Raw genomic sequence first — 20,068 nt, forward strand, 5'->3', positions numbered from 1 at the left:
CGCAGTGCTCGCCACGCTGATCCCCGAAACCCTGCGACGACACGGCGACCGCCTCGCCGTGTCCGACGACGACACCGCGCTCACCTACCGCGAGCTGGACGCCGAGGCCGGTGCGGCGGCCCGGCACCTGGCCGCCGCGCTGCCCGCGGGCGACCGCCTCCGGGTCGCGGTGCAGGCCGCCAACTCCACCGCCTACGTCGTGCTGTACCTGGCCCTGCTGCGGCTGGGCCACGTGCCGTTCCTGCTCGACCGGGCGAACTCGCCGCGCGAGACCGCCGCGATCGCCGCGGACTGCGGCCTGGACGCCCTGCTCCACGACGCGGGCGTGGCGGCACCGGAGGGCGCGGCGCCGTCGGGCGCGGTGGGCGGCCTGGCCCTGTCGGCCTTCACCCCGCCGGCCGAGCGGCCGCCGCTGCACGACACCACCGAGGTGTGCCGCTTCACCTCCGGCTCCACCGGCCGGCCGCACTGCATCGAGTTCTCCGGTGCCGCGGTCCACCGCGCCGCCGTCAACTGGGTGGCCGGGACCGGCCTGACCGGAGAGGACCGGATCGCCTGCTTCGCCTCGCTGTCCAACGGCCTGGCCTTCAACACCTCCCTGCTGCCCGCGTTCCTGGCCGGGGCGCGACTGCACCTGGCCCACGGCCTGCCCACGGCGGGCCGCGTGGTGCGGCTGCTCGACCGGACCGGGGCGACCCGCCTGGTCGGGTTCCCGGTGCTCTACGAGTCGCTGGTGCGCCGCTCCGCCTCGGACGGGGCGATCGGGCGGCTGCGCATGGCGATCTCGTCCGCCGCGCCGCTGCCCGAGGAGGTCGGGCGGCGGTTCACCGGGCTGACCGGCGTGCCGGTGCAGAACTACTACGGCGCCGCCGAGGCCGGCCCGCTGACCTTCGCCCGCGACCCGCGGCGCGACCCCGGGCTCGGGCAGCCGCTGCCGGGGGTGTCGCTGCGCGCGGGCACCCCGGGCGACCCCGCGCCCGTCGAGGTCCGCAGCGAGTCGATGGGCACCCGCTACCTCAACGCGCCGGGCCTGCTGGAGGGCCGGGTGACCGCGGACGGCCACTACCGCACCGGCGACCTCGGCCACCTCGACGGCGGCAGCCTGGTGCTGACCGGCCGCACCAGCCAGGTGATCAACGTCGGTGGCCGCAAGGTCGACGCCGTCGAGGTCGCCGCGGTGCTGCGGGCCGCCGACGGCGTGCGCGACGCCGTGGTGCTGGAGGTGACCGACCGGCACGGCGCCGCGGCGCTGGGCGCCGTCGTGGCCGGCGCGGGCGTCGACCCGGCGCTGGTGCGGCGGCACGCCGCCGACCTGCTCGCCGCGCACAAGGTGCCCGCGCTGCTGCGCACCGTCGCCGAGATCCCGCGCGGCACCACCGGCAAACCGGCCATGGCCGAGCTGCGCCGCCTGTTCACGCCCGCCCGGCACGACGGGTGACACCACCGAAGGGAAGTCCTGCCATGCCCGAGACGCCCGACGACCTCCGCGCCCGGATCGTCCGGATCGTGGTCGAGTCCGCCGAGGGCGACCTGTCGCCCGCCGAGCTCGACGCCGCGGGCGGTTCGCTCGCCGGGGTCAGCTACTCGTCGCTGTCCCTGATCCGCATGATCGACACCGTGGAGAACGAGCTCGGCGTCTACCTGGACCCCGAGCACGACGGCGAGCGCCTGACCACCGTGGACGACCTGGTCGCGCTGGTGGCCGAGAACCTGCGGGTGGGCACCGGTGGGTGAGCCGGTCGTCGGCGTCGTCGGCGCGGGCAGGCTGGGGTCGGCGGTGGCGCGCCGGTGCGAGGCCGACGGGCTCGCGGTGCGCGCGCTGGACAGCAGGCGGCCCGAGCGGTGGCGCCTGGGCGCCCCGCCCGACGTCGTCGTGGACTGCTCGGCGCCGCAGGTCACCGTGCCGGTGCTGGACCTGTGCGAGGACCTGGGCGTGCCGCTGGTGGAGTGCGTGTCCGACGCGGACGCCGCCGTGCTGGAGGAGCGCGCCCGGCGCACGCCGGTGGTGCGCGCCACGAACCTGGCCCTCGGCAACTTCCTCCAGCACCGGGTCGTGGACCTGCTCGCCGACCTGGTGCTGGCCCTGGAGCGGGCCGGGGCGGCGGGCGCCGTGCCGGAGGCGGCGGTGCTGGAGCGGCACCCCGCCACCAAGGCGCACCGGCCCAGCGCCACCGCCGACGCCCTGGGCCGCCGCTGGGAGGCCCGGTCGGGCCGACCGCCGTCCGACGTGGCGTCGCTGCGCGCCGGCCCGCCCGTGAGCGACCACGAGGTCCGGCTGACCTGGGCGGGGCAGGGCCTGGTGGTGCGGCACGAGGTCCGGTCGCTGGACGCGGCGGCCACCGGGGCGGTCGCCCTGGCGCGCTGGGTGGTCGGACGCGCACCCGGCCTGTACCCGGCGCACGCGGCTTACGAGGAGCTGGTGCGCGCAGCGAGAGGAGGACGAGCGTGAACAGCATCCCGGTGGAGGGCAAGCCGGTACCGGTGCGGATGGCGGCGCAGCTCGCGTTCGGCGCGCGCATGCTGTCCCTGGACGGGCACGACGACTTCAACCAGGGCCAGATCTCGGCCCGGATGCCCGGCTCGGACACCTTCTTCATCAAGAACGCGCTGTGCGGGTTCGACGAGGCCACCCCCGAGCAGGTGGTGGCGGCCTCGGTCGACCCCGCGGCCCCGGTCGACCCGCTGGCGCCGCCCGAGCTGCCGCTGCACCAGGCGATCTACCGGGCCCGGCCGGACGTCAACGGCATCGTGCACAGCCACGCGCCGCACACCCTCGTGTTCGGCGCCACGGACCTGCCGCTGCGGCCCGTGTCGCACGAGGGCGCGCACTTCACCGACCGGCTCGGGCTGTTCACCGACACCAGCAACACCGTGCTGGACCAGGCCACCGGCGAGGCGATCGCCAAGGCGCTCGACCAGGGCGCGGGCGTGCTGCTGCGCAACCACGGCGGTGTCGTGGTGGGCCGCAGCGTGCGGCACGCGGCGGTGTTCGCGCAGGTGCTGGAGCGCGCCTGCCGGCTGCAACTGCTCGCCGAGCAGGCCGGCGTGCCCTACACGTGGTCCAGCGAGACCGACGTGCGGCTCAAGCGCGACTTCGTCTACGCGGACCTGTCGGTGCGCTCGTACTGGGACTACGCCGTGCGCCGGGTGACCCGCGCGTGGCCCGAGGCGGCCGGGTGGGGGCGCGCGTGACCGGCGACGAGGTGCGCGACCTGCTCGCGCTCGCGGAGGAGCTGGCGGACAAGGAGCTGGCGCCCCGGGCCGACGACTTCGAGGCGCGGGCGGAGTTCCCGCGCGAGGTGCTGCGGACGCTGGGCAAGGCGGGGCTGCTGAGCCTGCCGTACCCGGAGGAGCACGGGGGCGGTGGGCAGCCCTACGAGGTGTACCTGCAGGTGCTGGAGGTGCTGGCCCGGCGGTGGCTGTGCGTGGCGCAGTCGGTGAACATCCACGTGCTGGCGTGCTACCCGGTGGCCGCGCACGGCAGGCCGGAGCAGCGGGACCGGCTGCTGCCCGCCCTGCTGGGCGGTGAGCTGCTCGGCGCGAACTGCCTCTCCGAGCCCGACGTGGGGTCCGACATCGCCGCGATCGGCACCACCGCCGTGCTCGCCGACGGGGAGTACCGGGTCACCGGGACCAAGTCGTTCACCAGCCACGCCGGGCACGCCGACTTCTACAACGTGTTCTGCCGGACCGGCGGTCCCGGCCCCACCGGCCTGTCGCTGCTGGTGGCGGACGCCGACGTGCCCGGCCTGGCGGTGGCGCCGCCGGAGCGGAAGATGGGCGTGCGCTCCTCGCCGACCGCCGCGGTGGTGCTCGACGGCGCGCGGGTGGCCGAGGACCGGCTGGTCGGGCGGCCGGGCAAGGGGTTCCTGATCGCGATGGGCCTGTTCGACCGCGGCCGGCTCGGGATCGCGGCGTGCGCGGTGGGCCTGGCGAGCGCGGCGCTGGACTACGCCGCGCGCTACGCCAGGACGCGCGAGCAGTTCGGCAGGCCGGTGGCCGAGTTCCAGGGCGTCGGTTTCCTGCTGGCCGACATGTCGACGCAGATCAGCGCCGCGCGGGCGCTGGTGCGCGAGGCGGCGCGGACCCTGGACGCGGGTGCGAAGCCGGCGGAGGTCACGGTGGCGGCGGCGCGGGCGAAGCTGTTCGCCACGGACACCGCCATGCGCGTGACGACCGACGCCGTGCAGGTGCTGGGCGCCTACGGCTACGTCCAGGACCACCCGGTCGAGCGGTGGATGCGGGAGGCCAAGCTCCTGCAGATCATCGAGGGCACCAACCAGATCCAGCGCCTGGTGATCTCCCGGTCGCTGTGAACCCGGCGCCGGGTCACGCCAGGTCACCGCGGCCGACCTCCGGCGGCCGGCCGCGGCGGGCGGCGGACCCGGCGCCTGCCGCGGCGGACGGCCAGGTCAGCGGCGTGCACGGGCCCCGCCGGCCGCGGGCGGCCAAGGCCGCGAGGGGCCACCGCGGCGGGTTCTGCGCGACTCCGATCCGTGACAGGGTCGTGTGCCGGCGCAGCGCGCCGCGCGAACGTACGGCTACTTCTCCCGAGGGTGTGACATGGCACGGCGAACCGGTGCGGACCCGACCGCCTCGACGGGGGCACCCGCCGACCGGCTGGACCCGGCGGTGCTGCGCACCGCCGGCGTCGTGCTGCTGGGCAGCTTCACGTCGCTGCTGGACACGACGATCGTCGTGGTGGCGGTGGACCGGCTGGCCGGCGCGTTCGGCGCGGACCTGGCCGCGGTCCAGTGGGTGACCACCGCGTACCTGCTCGCGCTGTCCGCGGTCATCCCGATCACCGGGTGGGCGTCCCAGCGGTTCGGCCTGCGGCGGCTCTGGCTGCTGTCCATCGCCCTGTTCGCGGGCGCCTCCCTGCTCTGCGGCCTGGCCTGGTCCCTGCCCGCCCTCGTGGTGTTCCGGGTGGTCCAGGGGCTGGGCGGCGGCATGGTCATGCCGCTGGGGCAGACGCTGCTCGCGCAGGCGGCGGGCCCGGCGCGGATGGGTCGCGTGATGGCCCTGGTCGGCATCCCGGCCCAGCTCTCGCCGATCCTGGGCCCGGTGCTCGGCGGCGTGCTCGTCGACGGGCCGGGGTGGCGCTGGCTGTTCTTCCTCAACGTCCCGGTGGGCGTGCTCGCCCTGGTGCTGTCGCTGAGGGTGCTGCCCGCCTCGGCACCGGAACCCGGGCGCCGGCTCGACCTGCTCGGCGCGGCCCTGCTGCCGCCCGGCATCGCCGCGCTGGTGTTCGGCCTGACGCAGGTGGGCGAGAGCGGCGGCCGGCTCACCGCGCCCGTGCTCGTACCGCTGGCGCTGGGCGTCGTGCTGACGGCCGTGTTCGTCGTGCACTCGCTGCGCCGGGAGTCCGTCCTGGACCTGCGGCTGTTCGCCCGGCGGGCCTTCACCGCGCCGACGGTCGTCATGTTCTTCTTCGGCTTCTGCTACTTCGGCCCGATGCTCCTGCTCCCGCTGTACTTCCAGCAGGTCCACGGCCGGGACGCGCTCGAAGCCGGGCTGCTGCTCGCACCGCAGGGCGTGGGCGCGCTCGCCGCGGTGCTCCTCGCGGGCCGGTTCACCGACCGCCTGGGTCCGCGCCCGCTGATCATCGGCGGGCTGGTCGTCACGCTGCTCGGCACGATCGCGTACACGCAGGTCGACGCGCACACCGGCGAACTGCTGCTGGGCGCGTCGCTGGTGGTGCGCGGCCTGGGCATCGGCACGGCCGTGATCCCCATCATGGCCGCCGCCTACCTCGGCCTGGACCGCGCGGCCATCCCGAACGCCACCAGCGTCGTGAACGTCGTGCAGCGGGTCGGCGGCTCCTTCGGCACGGCCGTGCTCGTGGTCGTGCTCCAGGGCAGGCTCGCGGGCGCGACCGGAGCGGAGGGCACCGCGGCCGCGTTCGGCCACGCCTTCTGGTGGACCGTCGCGTTCGGCGTGCTCGCCCTGGTGCCCGCGTTCTTCATCCCCGGCCGGCAGAAGTGACAGGAGTGGCGGTGCAGGACTACCCGCGAAGCAGGCTGGACTCGTTGACCGGGGCGCGGTTCCTCGCGGCGTTCTCGGTGTTCCTGTTCCACGTGGCCACGCTCGGCCTGTTCACGCCCGACAGCGGTGTCCCGGCGGTGCTCACCGCCGCCACCAAGGGCATGGGCAGCATCGGCGTGTCCTTCTTCTTCATCCTCAGCGGCTTCGTGCTGACCTGGTCGGCGCGCCCCCGGGACGGCTACTGCGGGTTCCTGCGGCGCAGGCTGGTCAAGGTCTACCCCAACCACCTGGTGACCTTCGCCCTGGCGATGCTGCTGTTCGCGGCGGCCGAGACGCCGCTGCCGACCGCGCTGGCCAACCTCGCGCTGCTCCAGGCGTGGGTGCCGGACCCGGGCACGTTCCTCAGCGTCAACGGGCCGAGCTGGTCGCTGTCCTGCGAGCTGCTGTTCTACCTGCTGTTCCCGCTGCTGCTGGCGGCCACCGGGCGGATCGCGCCCCGGCGGCTGTGGTGGTGGGCGGGCGGGGTCGCCACCCTGATCGTGCTGGCGCCCTTCGCGGCGCGGGCGCTGCTGCCCGCCGAACCCACGTTCGGCGACGGCCTGGAGGGCACCGTCCTGCACGGGCAGCCCATCACGCAGATGTGGTTCCTCTACGTCTTCCCGCCGGTGCGCCTGCTCGACTTCCTGCTGGGCGTCCTGATGGCCCGCCTCGTGCTGTCGGGCCGGTGGACCGGGCTCAAGGTCGGCCACGCGGCGCTGCTGACCGCGCTCGGGTACCTCGCCGGCCTGGCGACGCCCCTGCTGTTCACCGTGGACGCGGTGACCGCGGTGCCGCTGGCGCTGCTGATCGCGGCGCTGGCCTCGGGGGAGGCGCGGGGCCGGCGGGGGCTGCTGGGCAGCCCGGTGGCGCGCCGCCTCGGTGAGGCGTCCTTCGCGTTCTACCTGGTCCACGAACTCGTGCTCGTGCTCGCCCGCGCGGTGGTCGGCTTCGACCGCCGACTACCGCCGCTGCCCGGCCTGCTGGTCGTCGTGGTGGCCTTCGCGGTCAGCCTGGCACTGGCGTTCCTGCTGCTCACCTGCGTGGAGCGGCCGGCGATGCGCAGGTGGGCCGTGCGGCGCCGCGGCACGGTCGCGGCCGAGCCCACCGCGGCCCGACCGGTTCCCGACCGCTCGTCCTGACCGCTCGTCGAAAGGGTGCGTCCCGTGAGAGTCCTGTTCGTCACCGGCGGGAGCCCGGCGACCGTCTTCCCGCTCACCCCGCTGGCCACCGCGGCCCGCAACGCCGGGCACGAGGTGTTCGTGGCCTCCACCGACGAGACCATGCCCGCCGTGGCCGGTGCGGGGCTGCCGGGCGTCCCGGTGTCCGCCACGCCCATCCGGCGCTACATCACCACCGACCGGTCCGGTGCCCCGGTCGAGGAGCCCACCGACCCGCTGGAGCACATGCACTACATCGGCCACGGGTTCGGGCGGCTGGCCGCCGGCTGCCTGGACCCGCTGCTGGAGCTGGCCCGGCACTGGCGGCCCGACGTCGTGGTGGGCGGCATGCTGTGCTTCGCCGCCCAGCTGCTGGCCCACCGGCTCGGCGTGCCCTGCGTGCGGCACTCGTGGGACTCGGGCGAGCCGCCCGTGGTGGACGTCGCGGCCGAGGTGGAGCTGAGGCCCGAGCTGGAGCGGCTGGGCCTGGACCGCATCCCCGCCGCCGACCTGTGGATCGACATCTGCCCGCCGAGCGTGCGCCCGCCGGACGCCGGCGAGGCGCAGCCCATGCGGTACGTGCCGTGCAACCTCCAGCGCACGCTGGAACCGTGGATGTACCGCAAGGCCAAGTCGCGGCGGGTGCTGGTCACCGCGGGCACGAAGGTGGCCCGGGACAACTTCTACACCTACCTCGTGGAGCTGGTGGAGAAGGTGAGGGAGCTGGACGCGGAGGTGGTCGTCGCGGCGCCGGACCGGGTCGCGGACGAGCTGACCGCCACCCTCGGCGTGCCCGCCGGGTGGCTGCCGATGGACGTGGTGGCGCGCAGCTGCGACCTGATGGTCCACCACGCGGGCGGCGGCACCGCGCTGACCGGCATGGCGTTCGCCGTGCCGCAGCTGCTGATCCCCAACATGCCCAAGCTCGTCGGACCCTCCCGGCGGCTCGCGGACTACGGCGCGGCGCGGGTGCTGCTGCCGGGCGAGGACACCCGGGAGGCCATCCTGGCCGGGTGCGAGGCGCTGCTCACCGAACCCCGCTACCGGGAGCGGGCCGCCGACCTGGCCGGGGAGATCGCCGCGATGCCGTCCCCGGTCGAGGTCCTGAGCGTACTGGAGAAGATGGTATGACCTCCTTCTACCACATCTGCTTCGTCGTGCCGGACGTCGAGCGCGCCATGGCCGACCTGACCCGCGCGGTCGGCGTCGAGTGGGGCGGGGTGAAGGACGACCAGGTGGGCGAGTGGGCCTACCGCATGGCGTTCTCGCGGACCGGCCCGCCGTACTTCGAGCTGATCGAGGGACCGGCGGGCAGCCCCTGGGACTCCACGCTGGGCGCGCGCTGCGACCACATCGGCTTCTGGACGAAGTCGGTCGACGACAGCGCCGGGCGCCTGGCGGCCGAGGGCTACCCGGTGGACTTCTCCGGGTGCCCGTTCGGCCGCCGGTACAGCTACCACCGGGTGGAGAGCCTGGGGGTGCGCCTGGAGATGATGGACATCTCGCGCCAGGTGCCGTTCCTGGCCACCTGGAATCCCGGCGGCGCGGCGATGCCCGCGTTCGACGATCACTGACCCTTGGTGTATCAGCGGGCACCGCGCGTCCTCCGATTGGACAGGGTCGAGGGAAGCGGGTGTCGCACGTGGTGGATCTCTCTCGTCGGCGCACCGCCGTGCTGCTGTCGATCGGCTATGCGGTGCTGCTCGTCGTCTTCACGCTCCAGGTGAAGTCCGAGCCCGGACAGGTGGTGTTCAACCTCATCGCGGACTTCGGGTTCGGGTACGGCATGGGGTACCTGCTCCGAGGCGGCACACGACGGACGTTCGCGGTGTTCGCCGGTGCGCTCGTCCTCGCTGGCGGCGTGTTCCTGGGCGACGCGGCAGCGCGGAAGAAGGTCACGGTGAACGCGGCGGCGCTGTCGGCCGCGGCCACCCTCGCGGGCGCGATCCTGACGCTGCTGGAGTAGTCGACCGGCTCGGTAGCATGGCGGGATGACGGCAGCGCGACCGACGCCCACGCGGGACGACGTGCTCGGGTACTTCGGCACGCTGTCGAACTGGGGCCGCTGGGGCGACGACGACGAGCTGGGCACCCTGAACCACGTCACCGACGACGTCCGGCTGGCGGCGGCGCGGGCCGTGCGCCACGGCAGGAGCGTGTCGTGCGCGTGGGAGGTCGCCGTGCCGGACGAGGCGGAGCGGGCGACGACGACGTGCCCGTGCGCCGCCGACATGCCGGGTGCCGAGGACATGCCGCTGCCCGGGTTCCGCGACGACCGGCGGTGGGGCTTCTCGATCGAGCGGCTCGGCTTCACCTTCCACGGCAACACCGTCACCCACCTCGACTCGCCGTGCCACCTCTTCTGGGACGGCGCGATGTACAACGGGCGGCCGCACTCGCTGGTCGACGCCGGGACGGGGTCGGCGTGGGCGGCCGTCACGGCGGCGGCGAACGGGATCGTCACGCGTGGCGTCCTGCTGGACGTCGCGCGGGTCCGCGGCGTGCCGTGGCTGGAACCGGGGGAGGGCGTGCACCCCGAGGACCTGGAGGAGGCCGAGCGCCGCCAGGGCGTGCGGGTGCGGCCCGGTGACGCGGTGCTCCTGCGGACCGGCCGCGGTCGCGTCCGGCACGAGTCCGGCGCGGCCGGCGGTGCCGCGCAGGCCGGCTGGCACGCGTCGTGCCTGCCGTGGCTGCACGAGCGGGGGGTCGCGCTGATCGGCGCCGACAGCCCGCAGGACGTCCTGCCGTCGGGGTACGACGGCGTGCTGATGCCGGTGCACGCCGTGGGCCTGGTCGCGATGGGGCTGTGGCTGCTCGACAACTGCGACCTGGAGGCGTGCGCGGCGACGGCCGCCGAGCTCGGTCAGTGGGACTTCCAGCTCGCGGTCGCGCCGGTCCGCTTCGCCGGCACGTCCGGCAGCCCGGTCAACCCGATCGCCACGTTCTGACCGCGGTACCGCGTCAGGGACGGCCCAGGATCGCGCCGAGGGCCCGGCGCAGCGCGGTGCGGGGGTCCTCCGGCAGGGACGCCGCGCGCCAGCCCACGAAGCCGTCGGGCCGGACGAGCACGGCCCCGGAGGCCGTGATGCCCGCGGTCCGCTCCCACCGCGCGTCCAGGTCCACCAGGTCGGTGCCGATGCCCGGCGCGTCGACCGGCACGCCCAGTTCGGCGGACACCTCCGCGGCGGCGGTGGCCCAGGGCGCGCCGTCCGCGCCGGCGAGCAGCGTGAAACCCGGCCCGAGCAGGTCCAGGGTGGACACCTGTCCGGTGTCGGACTTCAGCCACACGTGCGGCACCCGTGACCCGGGGGCGCCGTCGAGGTCCAGTGCGACGTCCTCGGTGGAGGGCAGCGCGGCCGGCGGGTCCACCACCGCCGCGGAGGAGTAGCGGTAGCCCAGGTGCACGACCGGCGCGTTGAGCGCCCCGGCCGCCGCCCGCTTCGCGGCTCCCTCCGGTCCCCGCGCCCAGTGCAGCGACGGGTCGCCCAGGCGCAGCACCGACTGCTCCAACGCCGTCCGCGCGACCGGCAGGCGCTCGGCCTCGTAGGTGTCCAGCAGCGCGGGGTCGGCGGTACCGCGCAGGACCAGCGCCAGCTTCCAGGCCAGGTTGTGCGCGTCGGCGGCCCCGGTGTTCAGGCCGAACGCGCCCACGGGCGGGATGGCGTGCGCGGCGTCGCCGACCAGGAACACCCGCCCGGACCGGAACCGGTCGGCGACCTGGCCGCGCGCCTGCCACGGCAGCACGCTCACCACCTCGACGGCCACGTCCCGGCCGACCGCGGCGCGCACCAGCTCCCGGCAGCGGTCGGGGGTGAAGTCCTCGAACGAGCGGCCCCGCGCGGGGTCGTACCGCGTGTGGTAGATCCACTCGTGCGCGCCGTCGACCGGCAGCAGCCCGCCGGGTGCCTCCGGTGTGGTGACGTCGCAGACGACGAAGGTGTGCCCCCGGGTCAGGTCGTCGAGGTCGGCGCGGAACAGCACGCTCACCAGGGGCAGGCCCAGGGCGCCGGGGCCGGAGGTGGGGATGCCCAGCCTCGTGCGGACCCCGCTGCGCACGCCGTCCGCGCCGACGAGGTAGTCCGCGCGCACGACCCGTTCGCCGTCCGCGTCGCGGACCACCGCCGCCACGCCGCCGGTGGTCCGCACGAACGACACCAGCTCGAATCCGAACAGGACGGTCGCGCCGTGCCGGCGGGCCGCGTCGACCAGGACGCCGTCCAGCCTGCTCTGCGGGCAGGTGCCGCGCAGCACCCGCGGGGTGACCTCGTCGAAGTCGGCGGTGCGGGGTGGCGCGGCCGCGGCCAGGGCGGGCAGGTCGGCGTCGGCCAGCGTGCGCGCGGAGAACATCTGGAGGTTGCTGCCGGACATGTCCACGCACGCCGCGTCGACCTCGTCGGCCAGGCCGGCCTCCCGCAGCAGCTCCACCGTGCGCGGTCCGATGCCCATCGCCCTCGGGTGCACCGGCGGGGCGGGGTTGCGGTCCACCGCCAGCACCCGGACCCCCCGACGGGCCAGGAACAGCGTGGTGAACAGGCCGACCGACCCGGCACCGGCGACCAGGACGTCAACGTGGTTGTCGGGTGCGGGCATGCTGATGGGTCCTCCTCGTCCACGCCTTCTCCACCACCATAGGGACTTCCGCGACCCGCCCGGGTGCCCGCGCTGTCCGCCCCTGGCCACGTCCGCCACGGGCCACCGCCGCGTCTACACGCCGCTCCCGATCCCTGCCAGTGTCGTCCCGGGTTGCCGAGGACCGGGGGAGGGCGAGATGGTGTCGGACCGCATCGCGGGCACGGCGGACGCCCACCGGTCCGGGCCCGTGCCGGACCCGGTGGGCCTGCTCACCGCCGCGGCGACTACCGCCGCGCACCAGCCGGAGTGGAGCAGCCCGTGGCTCGCCGGGCAGGTCCGCGAGGACCTGTCCCGCCTACCGGGCCTGGTCTCCGCCGAGGACGTGGCCGCCCTGCGGGCGCGGCTGGCGCTGGTGGCGTCGGGCGGGGCGCTGGTCGTGCAGGCCGGCGACTGCGCGGAGGACCCCGACCGGTGCGAACCGGTGCACGTGCGCGCCAAGGTCGCGCTGCTCGACGCGCTGGCCGAGGTGGTCACGGCCCGGTCGGGCTTGCCGGTGGTGCGCGTCGGCCGGCTGGCCGGGCAGTTCGCCAAGCCCCGTTCGCGGCCCACCGAGCGGGTGGCCGGCGTGGAGCTGCCGGTGTACCGCGGCGCGATGGTCAACGACCCCCGGCCGGACCCGGCCGCCCGGGTGCCCGACCCGCTGCGGATGCTGGACTGCCACGAACTGTCCACATCGGTCGTCGAGGCGTTGGCGGCCGAGCGCCGCGACCCCGGCGCCGAGGTGTGGACCAGCCACGAGGCGCTGGTGCTGGACTACGAGGTGCCGTTGTTGCGCCCCACCGACGGCGGGCTGCTGCTGGCGTCCGCGCACCTGCCGTGGATCGGGGAGCGCACCCGGCAGGTCGACGGCGCCCACGTGCGGCTGCTGGCCTCGGTGGTCAACCCGGTCGCCTGCAAGGTGGGGCCGACCACGACCGCGGACGAGCTGCGGCGCCTGTGCGCGGTGCTCGACCCGCACCGGGAACCGGGCCGCCTGACGCTCATCGCGCGCATGGGCGCCGACCGGGTGCGCGACGTGCTGCCGGGCCTGGTGCGGGCTGTGCGCGAAGCGGGTCACCCGGTGGTGTGGCTGTGCGATCCCATGCACGGCAACACGGTGACCGGCCCGGACGGGCTCAAGGTGCGCGTGGTCACCACGCTGGTGCGTGAGCTGGAGGGCTTCCAGGACGCGGTGCGCGCCCAAGGCGGCGTCGACGGCGGCGTGCACCTGGAGGCGACACCGGAAGAGGTGGCGGAGTGCGCGTGGACGGCCGACGAGCGGCCGACCGGACCCCGCACCACCCTGTGCGACCCGCGGCTGTCGCGCCGGCAGGCCGTGGCGGTGCTGTCGGCGTGGCGAGCCTGAAGGAGGAGGCATGAGGACCGAGGAGTTCGCGGGCAGGGTCGCGATCGTCACCGGAGCGGCGGGCGGGATCGGGCAGGCGGTGGTGCTGGCCCTGGTCGACCTGGGCGCTGCGGTGGCCGCCGTCGACCTGGACGGCGAGGCGCTACGAGCCCTGGAGCGCAAGGCGAACGTGGGGCGGCAGGCCGTGCGCGGCTTCACCGCCGACGTGCGCGAGCCCGCCGACGCCGTCGTGGCCGAGGTCGAGCGGCGACTGGGCCCGGTCGACTTCCTGGTCAACGGCGCGGGCGTGCTGCGCCCCGGCCCGGCGCTGGAGATGGGCCCCGACGACTGGGACGCCGTGCTGTCGGTGAACGCGGGCGGGGTGTTCCACTTCTCCACCGCCGCGGCCCGCCGGATGGTCGAGCGCGGTCGGGGTGCCGTCGTGACGGTCTCCTCGAACGCGGCGGGCGTGCCGCGCACCCGGATGTCCGCCTACTGCGCGTCGAAGGCCGCGGCGACGGCGTTCACCAAGGCCCTGGGGCTGGAACTGGCGGTGCACGGCATCCGGTGCAACGTCGTGGCGCCCGGCTCCACCGACACCGCGATGCTGCGCTCGCTGTGGACCGACGACAGCGGCCCGGCCAACTCGCTCGCGGGGTCGCTGCCCGAGTACCGGGTCGGCATCCCGCTGCGCAAGTTCGCCACGCCCGAGGACATCGCGGACGCGGTCGTGTTCCTGCTGTCCGACCGCGCCGCCCACATCACCTTGCAGGACCTGTACGTCGACGGCGGCGCCGCGCTCGGTCGCTAGGCCCGCACACGAGGGAAAGGGCGCTCGCCTTGGGGATCCCCACCATCCAGCCGTACCCGATGCCGGGTGCGGGCGACCTGCCGCGCAACACCGCCGACTGGACCCCGGACGGCGGCCGGGCGGCGCTGCTGGTGCACGACATGCAGAAGTACTTCGTCCGCCCCTTCCCCCGGCACCTCGAACCGGGGGGCGCGCTCGTCGACAACACCCGGGCGCTGGTGCGGCGGGCCCGGGCGTGCGGCGTCCCGGTGCTCTACACGGCCCAGCCCGGCCGGATGACGCCGGAGCAGCGCGGGCTGCTCAAGGACTTCTGGGGTCCGGGCATGACCACGACGGCCGACGACCGCGAGGTGATCGACGAGCTGGCCCCGGACGGGGACAGCGCGCTGTTCACCAAGTGGCGCTACAGCGCCTTCCACGGCAACGGCCTGCTGGAGCACCTGCGCGCGACCGGCCGCGACCAGCTCGTCGTCTGCGGTGTCTACGCGCACGTGGGCTGCCTGATGACCGCCGTGGAGGCGTTCACCCACGACATCGAGACCTTCCTGGTCGCCGACGCGGTGGCGGACTTCTCCGCCGAGCACCACCGGATGGCGCTGGAGTACGCGGCGAGCCGCTGCTCGGTCGTGCTCACCACGCACGCCGTGCTGGCCCACCTCGACCGCACCGGCCTGGTCGCGCGCGCGGCGGGCGAGTCGTGACCCGCGCCGAACCCGGCTTCGCCGACCTGCTGGCCCGGGTGCTCGGCCCGGCGGCGCCCGACTTCGCGCTGGTGCACCGCCCGGAGGCGGTGGGCGACCGCGTCGAGCTGCTGCTCGGCGATGTGGCGAGCGTGCCGCTGCTGGCCGACCTGCCGCTGCCCGAGCCGGGCCCGGCCGGTTCCCCGCGCCACGACCTGTTCGCGCTCGTGCCCTACCGGCAGGTGGTGGAGCGGGGCTTCGAGTGCCACGACGACGGCGCGCCGCTGCTGGCGATGTCGGTGCGCGAGCAGGTGTCGACCACCCTGTCGACCGCCCTGGGGCTGCTGCCCGACGAGCCGATCACCCTGCGCGACCCGCACTTCGACGTCGACGACGACGAGTACGCCTCGATCGTGCGGTCGGTGCTGACCGAGGAGATCGGCCGGGGCGTGGGCGCCAACTTCGTCATCAAGCGCTCGTTCACCGCCGAGGTGCCCGACTTCTCCCGGCGCAAGGCGCTGTCGCTGTTCCGCAGGCTGCTCAGCGGCGAGCGCGGCGCGTACTGGACGTTCGCCGCGCACCTGGCCGGGCGGACGTTCGTCGGCGCGACGCCGGAGCGGCACCTCAGCCTGTTCGACGGCACCGCGGTGATGAACCCGATCAGCGGCACCCACCGGCACCCGCCGGGCGGCCCGTCGTTGGCCGGGCTGCTGGACTTCCTCGCCGACCCGAAGGAGACCGCCGAGCTGTACATGGTCCTCGACGAGGAGCTGAAGATGATGGGGCGCGTCGCCGAGGGCGGCGGCCGCGCGGTGGGGCCGTTCCTCAAGGAGATGGCGACCCTGAGCCACACCGAGTACCTGATCGAGGGGCACGTGCCCGGCGACCCGCGGGACGTGCTCAGGGAGACGCTGTTCGCGCCGACGGTCACCGGCAGCCCGGTGGAGAGCGCCTGCCGCGTCATCCGGCAGCACGAGCCCCGCGGCCGCGGCTACTACAGCGGGGTGGCGGCCCTGGTCAGCCGCGACGTGAACGGCGGCCGGTCGCTGGACTCGGCGATCCTGCTGCGCACGGCGGAGGTCGTCGACGGGCGGCTGGCCATCGCGGTCGGGGCGACCCTGGTGCGCGACTCCGACGCCCGGTCGGAGGTGGCCGAGACGCACGGCAAGGTCGGGACGATGCTGCGGGCGCTCGGCGTCCGGGCCGGGTCCCCGGCGCACCCGGCCGGCGCGCCCGACCCTGCCGCCCCTGCCGCCGCTCCCGCGCCCGCTCCGGCCGCCGCTCCCGTCTCGGCCGCCGCTCCCGTCTCGACCACCGCCCTCACCCCGGTCGCCGCGTCCACCCCGATCGACCTGGCCGCCCACCCCGAGGTCCAGGCCGCCCTGGCGGACCGCAACTCGCGGCTCGCGCCGTTCTGGCTGGACCGGTCGGGGCGGCGGGTCCACGTCGTGCCGCACCTGGTCGGCCGCCGGGTGCTCGTGGTCGACGCGGAGGACACGTTCACCGCGATGCTGCGGCACCAGCTGTGCGCGCTCGGCCTGGACGCGGAGGTGCGCCGGTTCGACGAGCCGCACCCGGTGGGGGAGCACGACCTGGTCGTCATGGGACCCGGCCCGGGTGACCCGCGCGACCGCGCCCACCCCCGGATCGCCCGGGTGCGCGAGTCCCTGGCGGAGCTGCTGCGGGCGCGGCGGCCGTTCCTGGCCGTCTGCCTGAGCCACCAGGTGCTCGGCACCCTGCTGGGCCTCGGGGTCGTCCGCCGGGAGCGGCCGGACCAGGGCGTGCAGCGGGAGGTCGACTTCTTCGGGCGGCGCGTGCGCGTGGGCTTCTACAACACCTTCGCGCTGCGCTGCGACCGCGACGAGGTCGACGGCGTGGAGGTGTGCCGCGACCCCGTCGACGGGCAGGTGCACGGCCTGCGCGGACCGCACTTCCGCTCGTTCCAGTTCCACGCGGAGTCCGTGCTGAGCGCGGACGGGCTGGCCGTGCTGCGCGACGCGGTGACCTCGTTGCTGCCGGCGCCCGTGGCCTCGGCCCACCGGGACCGGTGAGGCGGCGGTGGCCAGGTTCGTCGTCGTCGGTGGCGGCATCGGCGGTCTCGCCGCGGCGTTGAGCGTCGCGCGGGCGGGCCACGAGGTGGAGGTCCTCGAACGCGCTCGTGAGTTCGCGGAGCTGGGCGCGGGCATCCAGCTGGCGCCCAACGCCTTCCACGCGCTGGACGTGCTCGGGGTCGGCGCGGAGGTCCGGGCCGCCGCCGTGCACGTCGAGGAACTGCGGCTGGTGGACGGGCGCTCCGGTGGCGTGCTGGCCCGGATGCCGGTGGGCGAGGGGTACCGCGGGCGGTTCGGCAACCCCTACGCCGTCGTCCACCGGCCGGACCTGCACACCCCGCTGCTGCGCGCCTGCCGGTCCGAGCCCGCGATCCGGCTCCGCGCCGGCTGCGCGGTGGTGCGGTACGAGGACTCCGGCCGGGGGGTGACCTGCGAGCTGGCCTCCGGCGAGCGGGTGACGGGCGACGCGCTGGTCGGTGCCGACGGCATCCGCTCCACCGTCCGCGGGCAGCTGCTCGGCGACGGCGAGCCGCGGGTGACCGGCCACACCATCTTCCGCAGCGTCGTGCCGATGGACTCCGTGCCGCCCGGCCTGCGGTGGAACGCGGTGTGCCTGTGGGCCTTGCCGGGCGCGCACCTGGTGCACTACCCGATCGCGGGCGGCCGGAAGCTCAACCTCGCGATCACCCGCGACGACGGCGCGCGCACGGCCGTGTCCGGCCTGCCCGCGGACCGCGCGGACGTGCTCGCGGCGTTCACCGACCTGCCCGCCACCGCGCGGGAGCTGCTGGAGCTGGGCCGCGACTGGCACCGGTGGGTGCTGTGCGACCGCGACCCGGTGCCGCGCTGGCACGAGGGCCGCGTGGTGCTGATCGGCGACGCCGCCCACCCGATGCTCCAGTACGCCGCCCAGGGCGCCTGCATGGCGCTGGAGGACGCGGTGGTGCTCGGCGCGCTGGTGCGCTGCGGCCCCGACGCGGTGCCCGACCGCTTCGGCCGCTTCACCGCGCTGCGGCGGGACCGCACCGCACGCGCCCAGGAGGTCGCCCGCTGGCTCGGCGAGGCGGTCTACCACGCGGCGGGCGACCGGGCGCGGTCGCGGGACGCCCTGCTCGCCGGGCTGTCCGCGGAGGACCTGTACGAGGCGGTGTCGTGGCTCCACGCCGCGAAGGTCGACGCACCCGCCGCCGCCCGCTGACGAAGAACAGGAGTGCCATGCCGTACCCAGCCCTGGCCGCGCAGGTGGACGACCTCGACGACGAGTACGTCCGCCGCACGGCCCACCAGCTGATCCTGGCCGACGTCGGCGCGATCGGCCAGCGCCGGTTGCGGGGCGCGCGCGTGCTGGTGATCGGCGCCGACGAGGTCGGTGCCGCCGCCCTCGTCCAGCTCGCCGACGCCGGTGTCGGCACGCTCGGCGTCGTGGACGGCGCCCGGCTGCACCCGTGGGACCGGCACGCCGGCCTGCCCGCGGACCACGGCACCCGGGCCGCCTCGTGGGCGAAGTCGCTGATCCCGACCCACCCCTGGCTGACCGTGCACGCCTGGGAGAGCCGCTTCGACCCGGCGCTCGCCGCCCGGGTCGCGGACTACGACCTGGTGCTCTGCGCGGTCGAGGACCCCGCGCTGTGCTACCTGGTCGACGACGCCTGCGCGCGGGAGGGCAAGCCGTGGGTGTGGGGCGGCATGGACCGCGCCGAGGGCCGGGTGAGCGTGTTCTGGGACGCGCACGGCCCGACCTACCGCGACCTGTTCCCCACCCCGCCCGCGCCGTACTTCCGCGGCATGGCGGGCACGCTGACCGCGCTGGGCCCGTGGATCGCCGCCGTCATGGCGGCCGAGGCGGTGAAGCTGCTCGCCGGTTCGGGGGAGCCCCTGCTGGGGCGCGTGCTGGAGTACGACGCGATGCGCGGCGACTGCGGGACCCGGTCGCTGGTGCGCGGCGCGTCGACCGCGCGGCCGGCCGAGCTGACCGCGCACGAGCCGTTCTTCGGCCTGCTCTCCCCGCAGGCGGCCGAGGCGGCCCGGGAGGCCACCATCTCCGCGGTCGAGCTGAAGGAGCTGATGGACGGCGGCGTGCCGCTGCACGTGGTGGACGTGCGGGAGGCCGACGAGCACGCCTTCGTGGACCTGCCCGGCTCGGTCCTGGTGCCCAAGGCGGAGTTCCTGGAGGGCGACGCGGCGGCGCGCCTGCCCCGGGACCGCAAGGTGGTGCTGTTCTGCCGGATGGGCATCCGCTCCGCCGAGGCGCTGGCCGTGGTGCGCGCGCAGGGCCACCCCGACGCGGTGCACCTGGGCGGCGGCATCCTGGCGTGGGCGCAGCAGGTCGACCCCGACCTGCCGACGTACTGAGGGGGCCGCGATGACCCCGAGGGAGACGGCCCCGGAGGACACCACCGCCGAGGAGCTGCTGCTCGCCCGGCTGGCCGAGCAGGAGGAGCGGCTGGTGTTCGGCCGCTTCGACAACGACACCGCCTACGCGCTCGGCGACCGGATGGTGTGCGAGGCCCGCCGCCGCGGCCTGGCGATCACGGTCTCGGTGCGCCGCGGCGGCCAACTGCTGTTCCACGCCGCGCTGCCCGGGACGTCGTTGGACAACGAGGAGTGGGCGGAGCGCAAGAGCCGGGTGGTGGACCGCTACGGCCACAGCTCGTACCTGGTGGGCACGCGGTTCCGGGTCCGCGGCTCGACGTTCGACGCGCGCTCGCGGCTGGACCCCGCGCGGTACGCGGCCAGCGGCGGTTCGTTCCCGGTCGTCGTGCGCGACGTCGGCCCGGTCGGCAGCGTGACCGTGTCCGGCCTGCGCGAGGAGGAGGACCACGCGTTCGTGGTCGAGCAGCTGGCGGCCTTCCTCGGCGTCGACCCGGGGTGGCCCCGGCAGGCGTGACCGCGGCCGGCGCGGACGTCCCGGCAGGAGGGGGACGTCCGCGCCGGCCCGCGTTCAGCGCCGCTCGTCCTCGTCGAGCCGGTCGCCGGCGCGCAGGTGGAACCTGCCCTCCAGGTGGACGGCGGGCACGCGGCCGGCGCGGGTGCGGTGGCGGCCGCCCGCGGGGCGGCACCGGGCGCGCAGGCAGGTGGTGACGAGCAGGGTGACCAGTGCCGCGCCGGTGGCGAGGGCGGCCGAGACGTCGTCGGTGGCGAGGTCGCCCGGCAGGTCGGGCGGTGCGGTGAGGGGGAGGGCGAGCGAGAGCAGGGCGGCCACGGCGGCGCCGGCGGCGAGGGCCGTGGCGGTGTGCCCGGCGAGCGCCAGGCCGACGACCACGCTCAGGCCGGGGCGGCCGGGCGGGCCGGTGTCCGGCGGGCAGTGGCACCCGGTGGTCCGGTGGTCGGGTGGTGGACGACGGTGCATGGTGTCCTCGTCTCCGCGCCGCGACGGCGCTGTGCGGTTG

The 20,068-nt window shown here is 75.6% G+C and carries 20 protein-coding genes; 18 read left to right on the forward strand and 2 right to left on the reverse strand.

The window, feature by feature from the left end:
• Positions 1-4: 4 nt before the first annotated feature.
• From EKG83_RS21195 to EKG83_RS21245, 11 genes are all read left to right on the forward strand, one after another.
• Positions 5-1,438, forward strand: a complete 1,434-nt coding sequence (locus EKG83_RS21195) for a class I adenylate-forming enzyme family protein (protein WP_033429688.1) — start codon at positions 5-7, stop codon at positions 1,436-1,438.
• A gap of 23 nt (positions 1,439-1,461) precedes the next feature.
• Positions 1,462-1,734, forward strand: a complete 273-nt coding sequence (locus EKG83_RS21200; protein ID WP_153278262.1) for an acyl carrier protein — start codon at positions 1,462-1,464, stop codon at positions 1,732-1,734.
• On the forward strand, positions 1,727-2,449 hold the full coding sequence (locus tag EKG83_RS21205) for a dihydrodipicolinate reductase C-terminal domain-containing protein (RefSeq protein WP_033429686.1): 723 nt from the start codon (positions 1,727-1,729) through the stop codon (positions 2,447-2,449). The genes EKG83_RS21200 and EKG83_RS21205 overlap by 8 nt, the downstream gene beginning before the upstream one ends.
• A complete protein-coding gene (locus EKG83_RS21210; RefSeq protein WP_033429685.1) occupies positions 2,446-3,192 on the forward strand; it encodes a class II aldolase/adducin family protein in 747 nt (248 codons plus the stop codon). Before EKG83_RS21205 ends, EKG83_RS21210 begins: the two co-directional genes overlap by 4 nt.
• The gene (locus tag EKG83_RS21215) at positions 3,189-4,316 is read left to right on the forward strand and encodes an acyl-CoA dehydrogenase family protein (protein ID WP_033429848.1); all 1,128 of its coding nucleotides are present in this window, start codon (positions 3,189-3,191) and stop codon (positions 4,314-4,316) included. Before EKG83_RS21210 ends, EKG83_RS21215 begins: the two co-directional genes overlap by 4 nt.
• A 247-nt stretch (positions 4,317-4,563) precedes the next feature.
• On the forward strand, positions 4,564-5,985 hold the full coding sequence (locus tag EKG83_RS21220) for a DHA2 family efflux MFS transporter permease subunit (RefSeq protein WP_051765225.1): 1,422 nt from the start codon (positions 4,564-4,566) through the stop codon (positions 5,983-5,985).
• Positions 5,986-5,996: 11 nt separating this feature from the next.
• The gene (locus EKG83_RS21225) at positions 5,997-7,163 is read left to right on the forward strand and encodes an acyltransferase family protein (RefSeq protein ID WP_063741282.1); all 1,167 of its coding nucleotides are present in this window, start codon (positions 5,997-5,999) and stop codon (positions 7,161-7,163) included.
• A gap of 24 nt (positions 7,164-7,187) precedes the next feature.
• Positions 7,188-8,312, forward strand: coding sequence for a nucleotide disphospho-sugar-binding domain-containing protein (locus EKG83_RS21230; protein WP_033429684.1), 1,125 nt, complete (start codon positions 7,188-7,190; stop codon positions 8,310-8,312).
• On the forward strand, positions 8,309-8,755 hold the full coding sequence (locus EKG83_RS21235; RefSeq protein WP_033429683.1) for a VOC family protein: 447 nt from the start codon (positions 8,309-8,311) through the stop codon (positions 8,753-8,755). The genes EKG83_RS21230 and EKG83_RS21235 overlap by 4 nt, the downstream gene beginning before the upstream one ends.
• 59 nt (positions 8,756-8,814) lie before the next feature.
• Positions 8,815-9,147, forward strand: coding sequence for a hypothetical protein (locus tag EKG83_RS21240; protein WP_153278264.1), 333 nt, complete (start codon positions 8,815-8,817; stop codon positions 9,145-9,147).
• 25 nt (positions 9,148-9,172) lie between these two features.
• On the forward strand, positions 9,173-10,129 hold the full coding sequence (locus EKG83_RS21245) for a cyclase family protein (RefSeq protein WP_033429681.1): 957 nt from the start codon (positions 9,173-9,175) through the stop codon (positions 10,127-10,129).
• Between the two features lie 13 nt (positions 10,130-10,142).
• Here the strand turns inward: EKG83_RS21245 and EKG83_RS21250 are convergent, their stop codons facing one another.
• Positions 10,143-11,771, reverse strand: a complete 1,629-nt coding sequence (locus EKG83_RS21250; protein ID WP_033429680.1) for an FAD-dependent monooxygenase — start codon at positions 11,769-11,771, stop codon at positions 10,143-10,145.
• A 178-nt stretch (positions 11,772-11,949) separates the two neighbouring features.
• On the opposite strand from EKG83_RS21250, the gene EKG83_RS21255 reads away from it, so the two are divergent.
• Genes EKG83_RS21255 through EKG83_RS21285 form a run of 7 tightly spaced genes read left to right on the forward strand, consistent with a single transcriptional unit; the run spans position 11,950 to position 19,566 of the window.
• Positions 11,950-13,158, forward strand: coding sequence for a 3-deoxy-7-phosphoheptulonate synthase (locus EKG83_RS21255; RefSeq protein ID WP_084716223.1), 1,209 nt, complete (start codon positions 11,950-11,952; stop codon positions 13,156-13,158).
• A gap of 10 nt (positions 13,159-13,168) precedes the next feature.
• Positions 13,169-13,948 (forward strand): 2,3-dihydro-2,3-dihydroxybenzoate dehydrogenase, encoded by a 780-nt coding sequence (locus tag EKG83_RS21260; protein WP_033429679.1) that lies wholly within the window; start codon positions 13,169-13,171, stop codon positions 13,946-13,948.
• Between the two features lie 29 nt (positions 13,949-13,977).
• Complete coding sequence (locus EKG83_RS21265) at positions 13,978-14,649, forward strand: isochorismatase family protein (RefSeq protein WP_282916585.1); 672 nt, start codon at positions 13,978-13,980, stop codon at positions 14,647-14,649.
• Positions 14,646-16,679 (forward strand): anthranilate synthase family protein, encoded by a 2,034-nt coding sequence (locus EKG83_RS49060; RefSeq protein WP_033429678.1) that lies wholly within the window; start codon positions 14,646-14,648, stop codon positions 16,677-16,679. Before EKG83_RS21265 ends, EKG83_RS49060 begins: the two co-directional genes overlap by 4 nt.
• Positions 16,680-16,686: 7 nt before the next feature.
• Entirely contained in the window at positions 16,687-17,877 is a 1,191-nt protein-coding gene (locus EKG83_RS21275; RefSeq protein WP_033429677.1) for a 3-hydroxybenzoate 6-monooxygenase, read from the forward strand.
• A 17-nt stretch (positions 17,878-17,894) separates the two neighbouring features.
• Positions 17,895-19,031 (forward strand): ThiF family adenylyltransferase, encoded by a 1,137-nt coding sequence (locus tag EKG83_RS21280; RefSeq protein WP_033429676.1) that lies wholly within the window; start codon positions 17,895-17,897, stop codon positions 19,029-19,031.
• Between the two features lie 10 nt (positions 19,032-19,041).
• Positions 19,042-19,566, forward strand: a complete 525-nt coding sequence (locus EKG83_RS21285; RefSeq protein WP_051765223.1) for a heme-degrading domain-containing protein — start codon at positions 19,042-19,044, stop codon at positions 19,564-19,566.
• A gap of 54 nt (positions 19,567-19,620) precedes the next feature.
• Here the strand turns inward: EKG83_RS21285 and EKG83_RS21290 are convergent, their stop codons facing one another.
• The gene (locus EKG83_RS21290; protein ID WP_033429675.1) at positions 19,621-20,028 is read right to left on the reverse strand and encodes a hypothetical protein; all 408 of its coding nucleotides are present in this window, start codon (positions 20,026-20,028) and stop codon (positions 19,621-19,623) included.
• Between the last annotated feature and the right edge of the window lie 40 nt (positions 20,029-20,068).

This window comes from Saccharothrix syringae (assembly GCF_009498035.1).
GTDB lineage: Bacteria > Actinomycetota > Actinomycetes > Mycobacteriales > Pseudonocardiaceae > Actinosynnema > Actinosynnema syringae.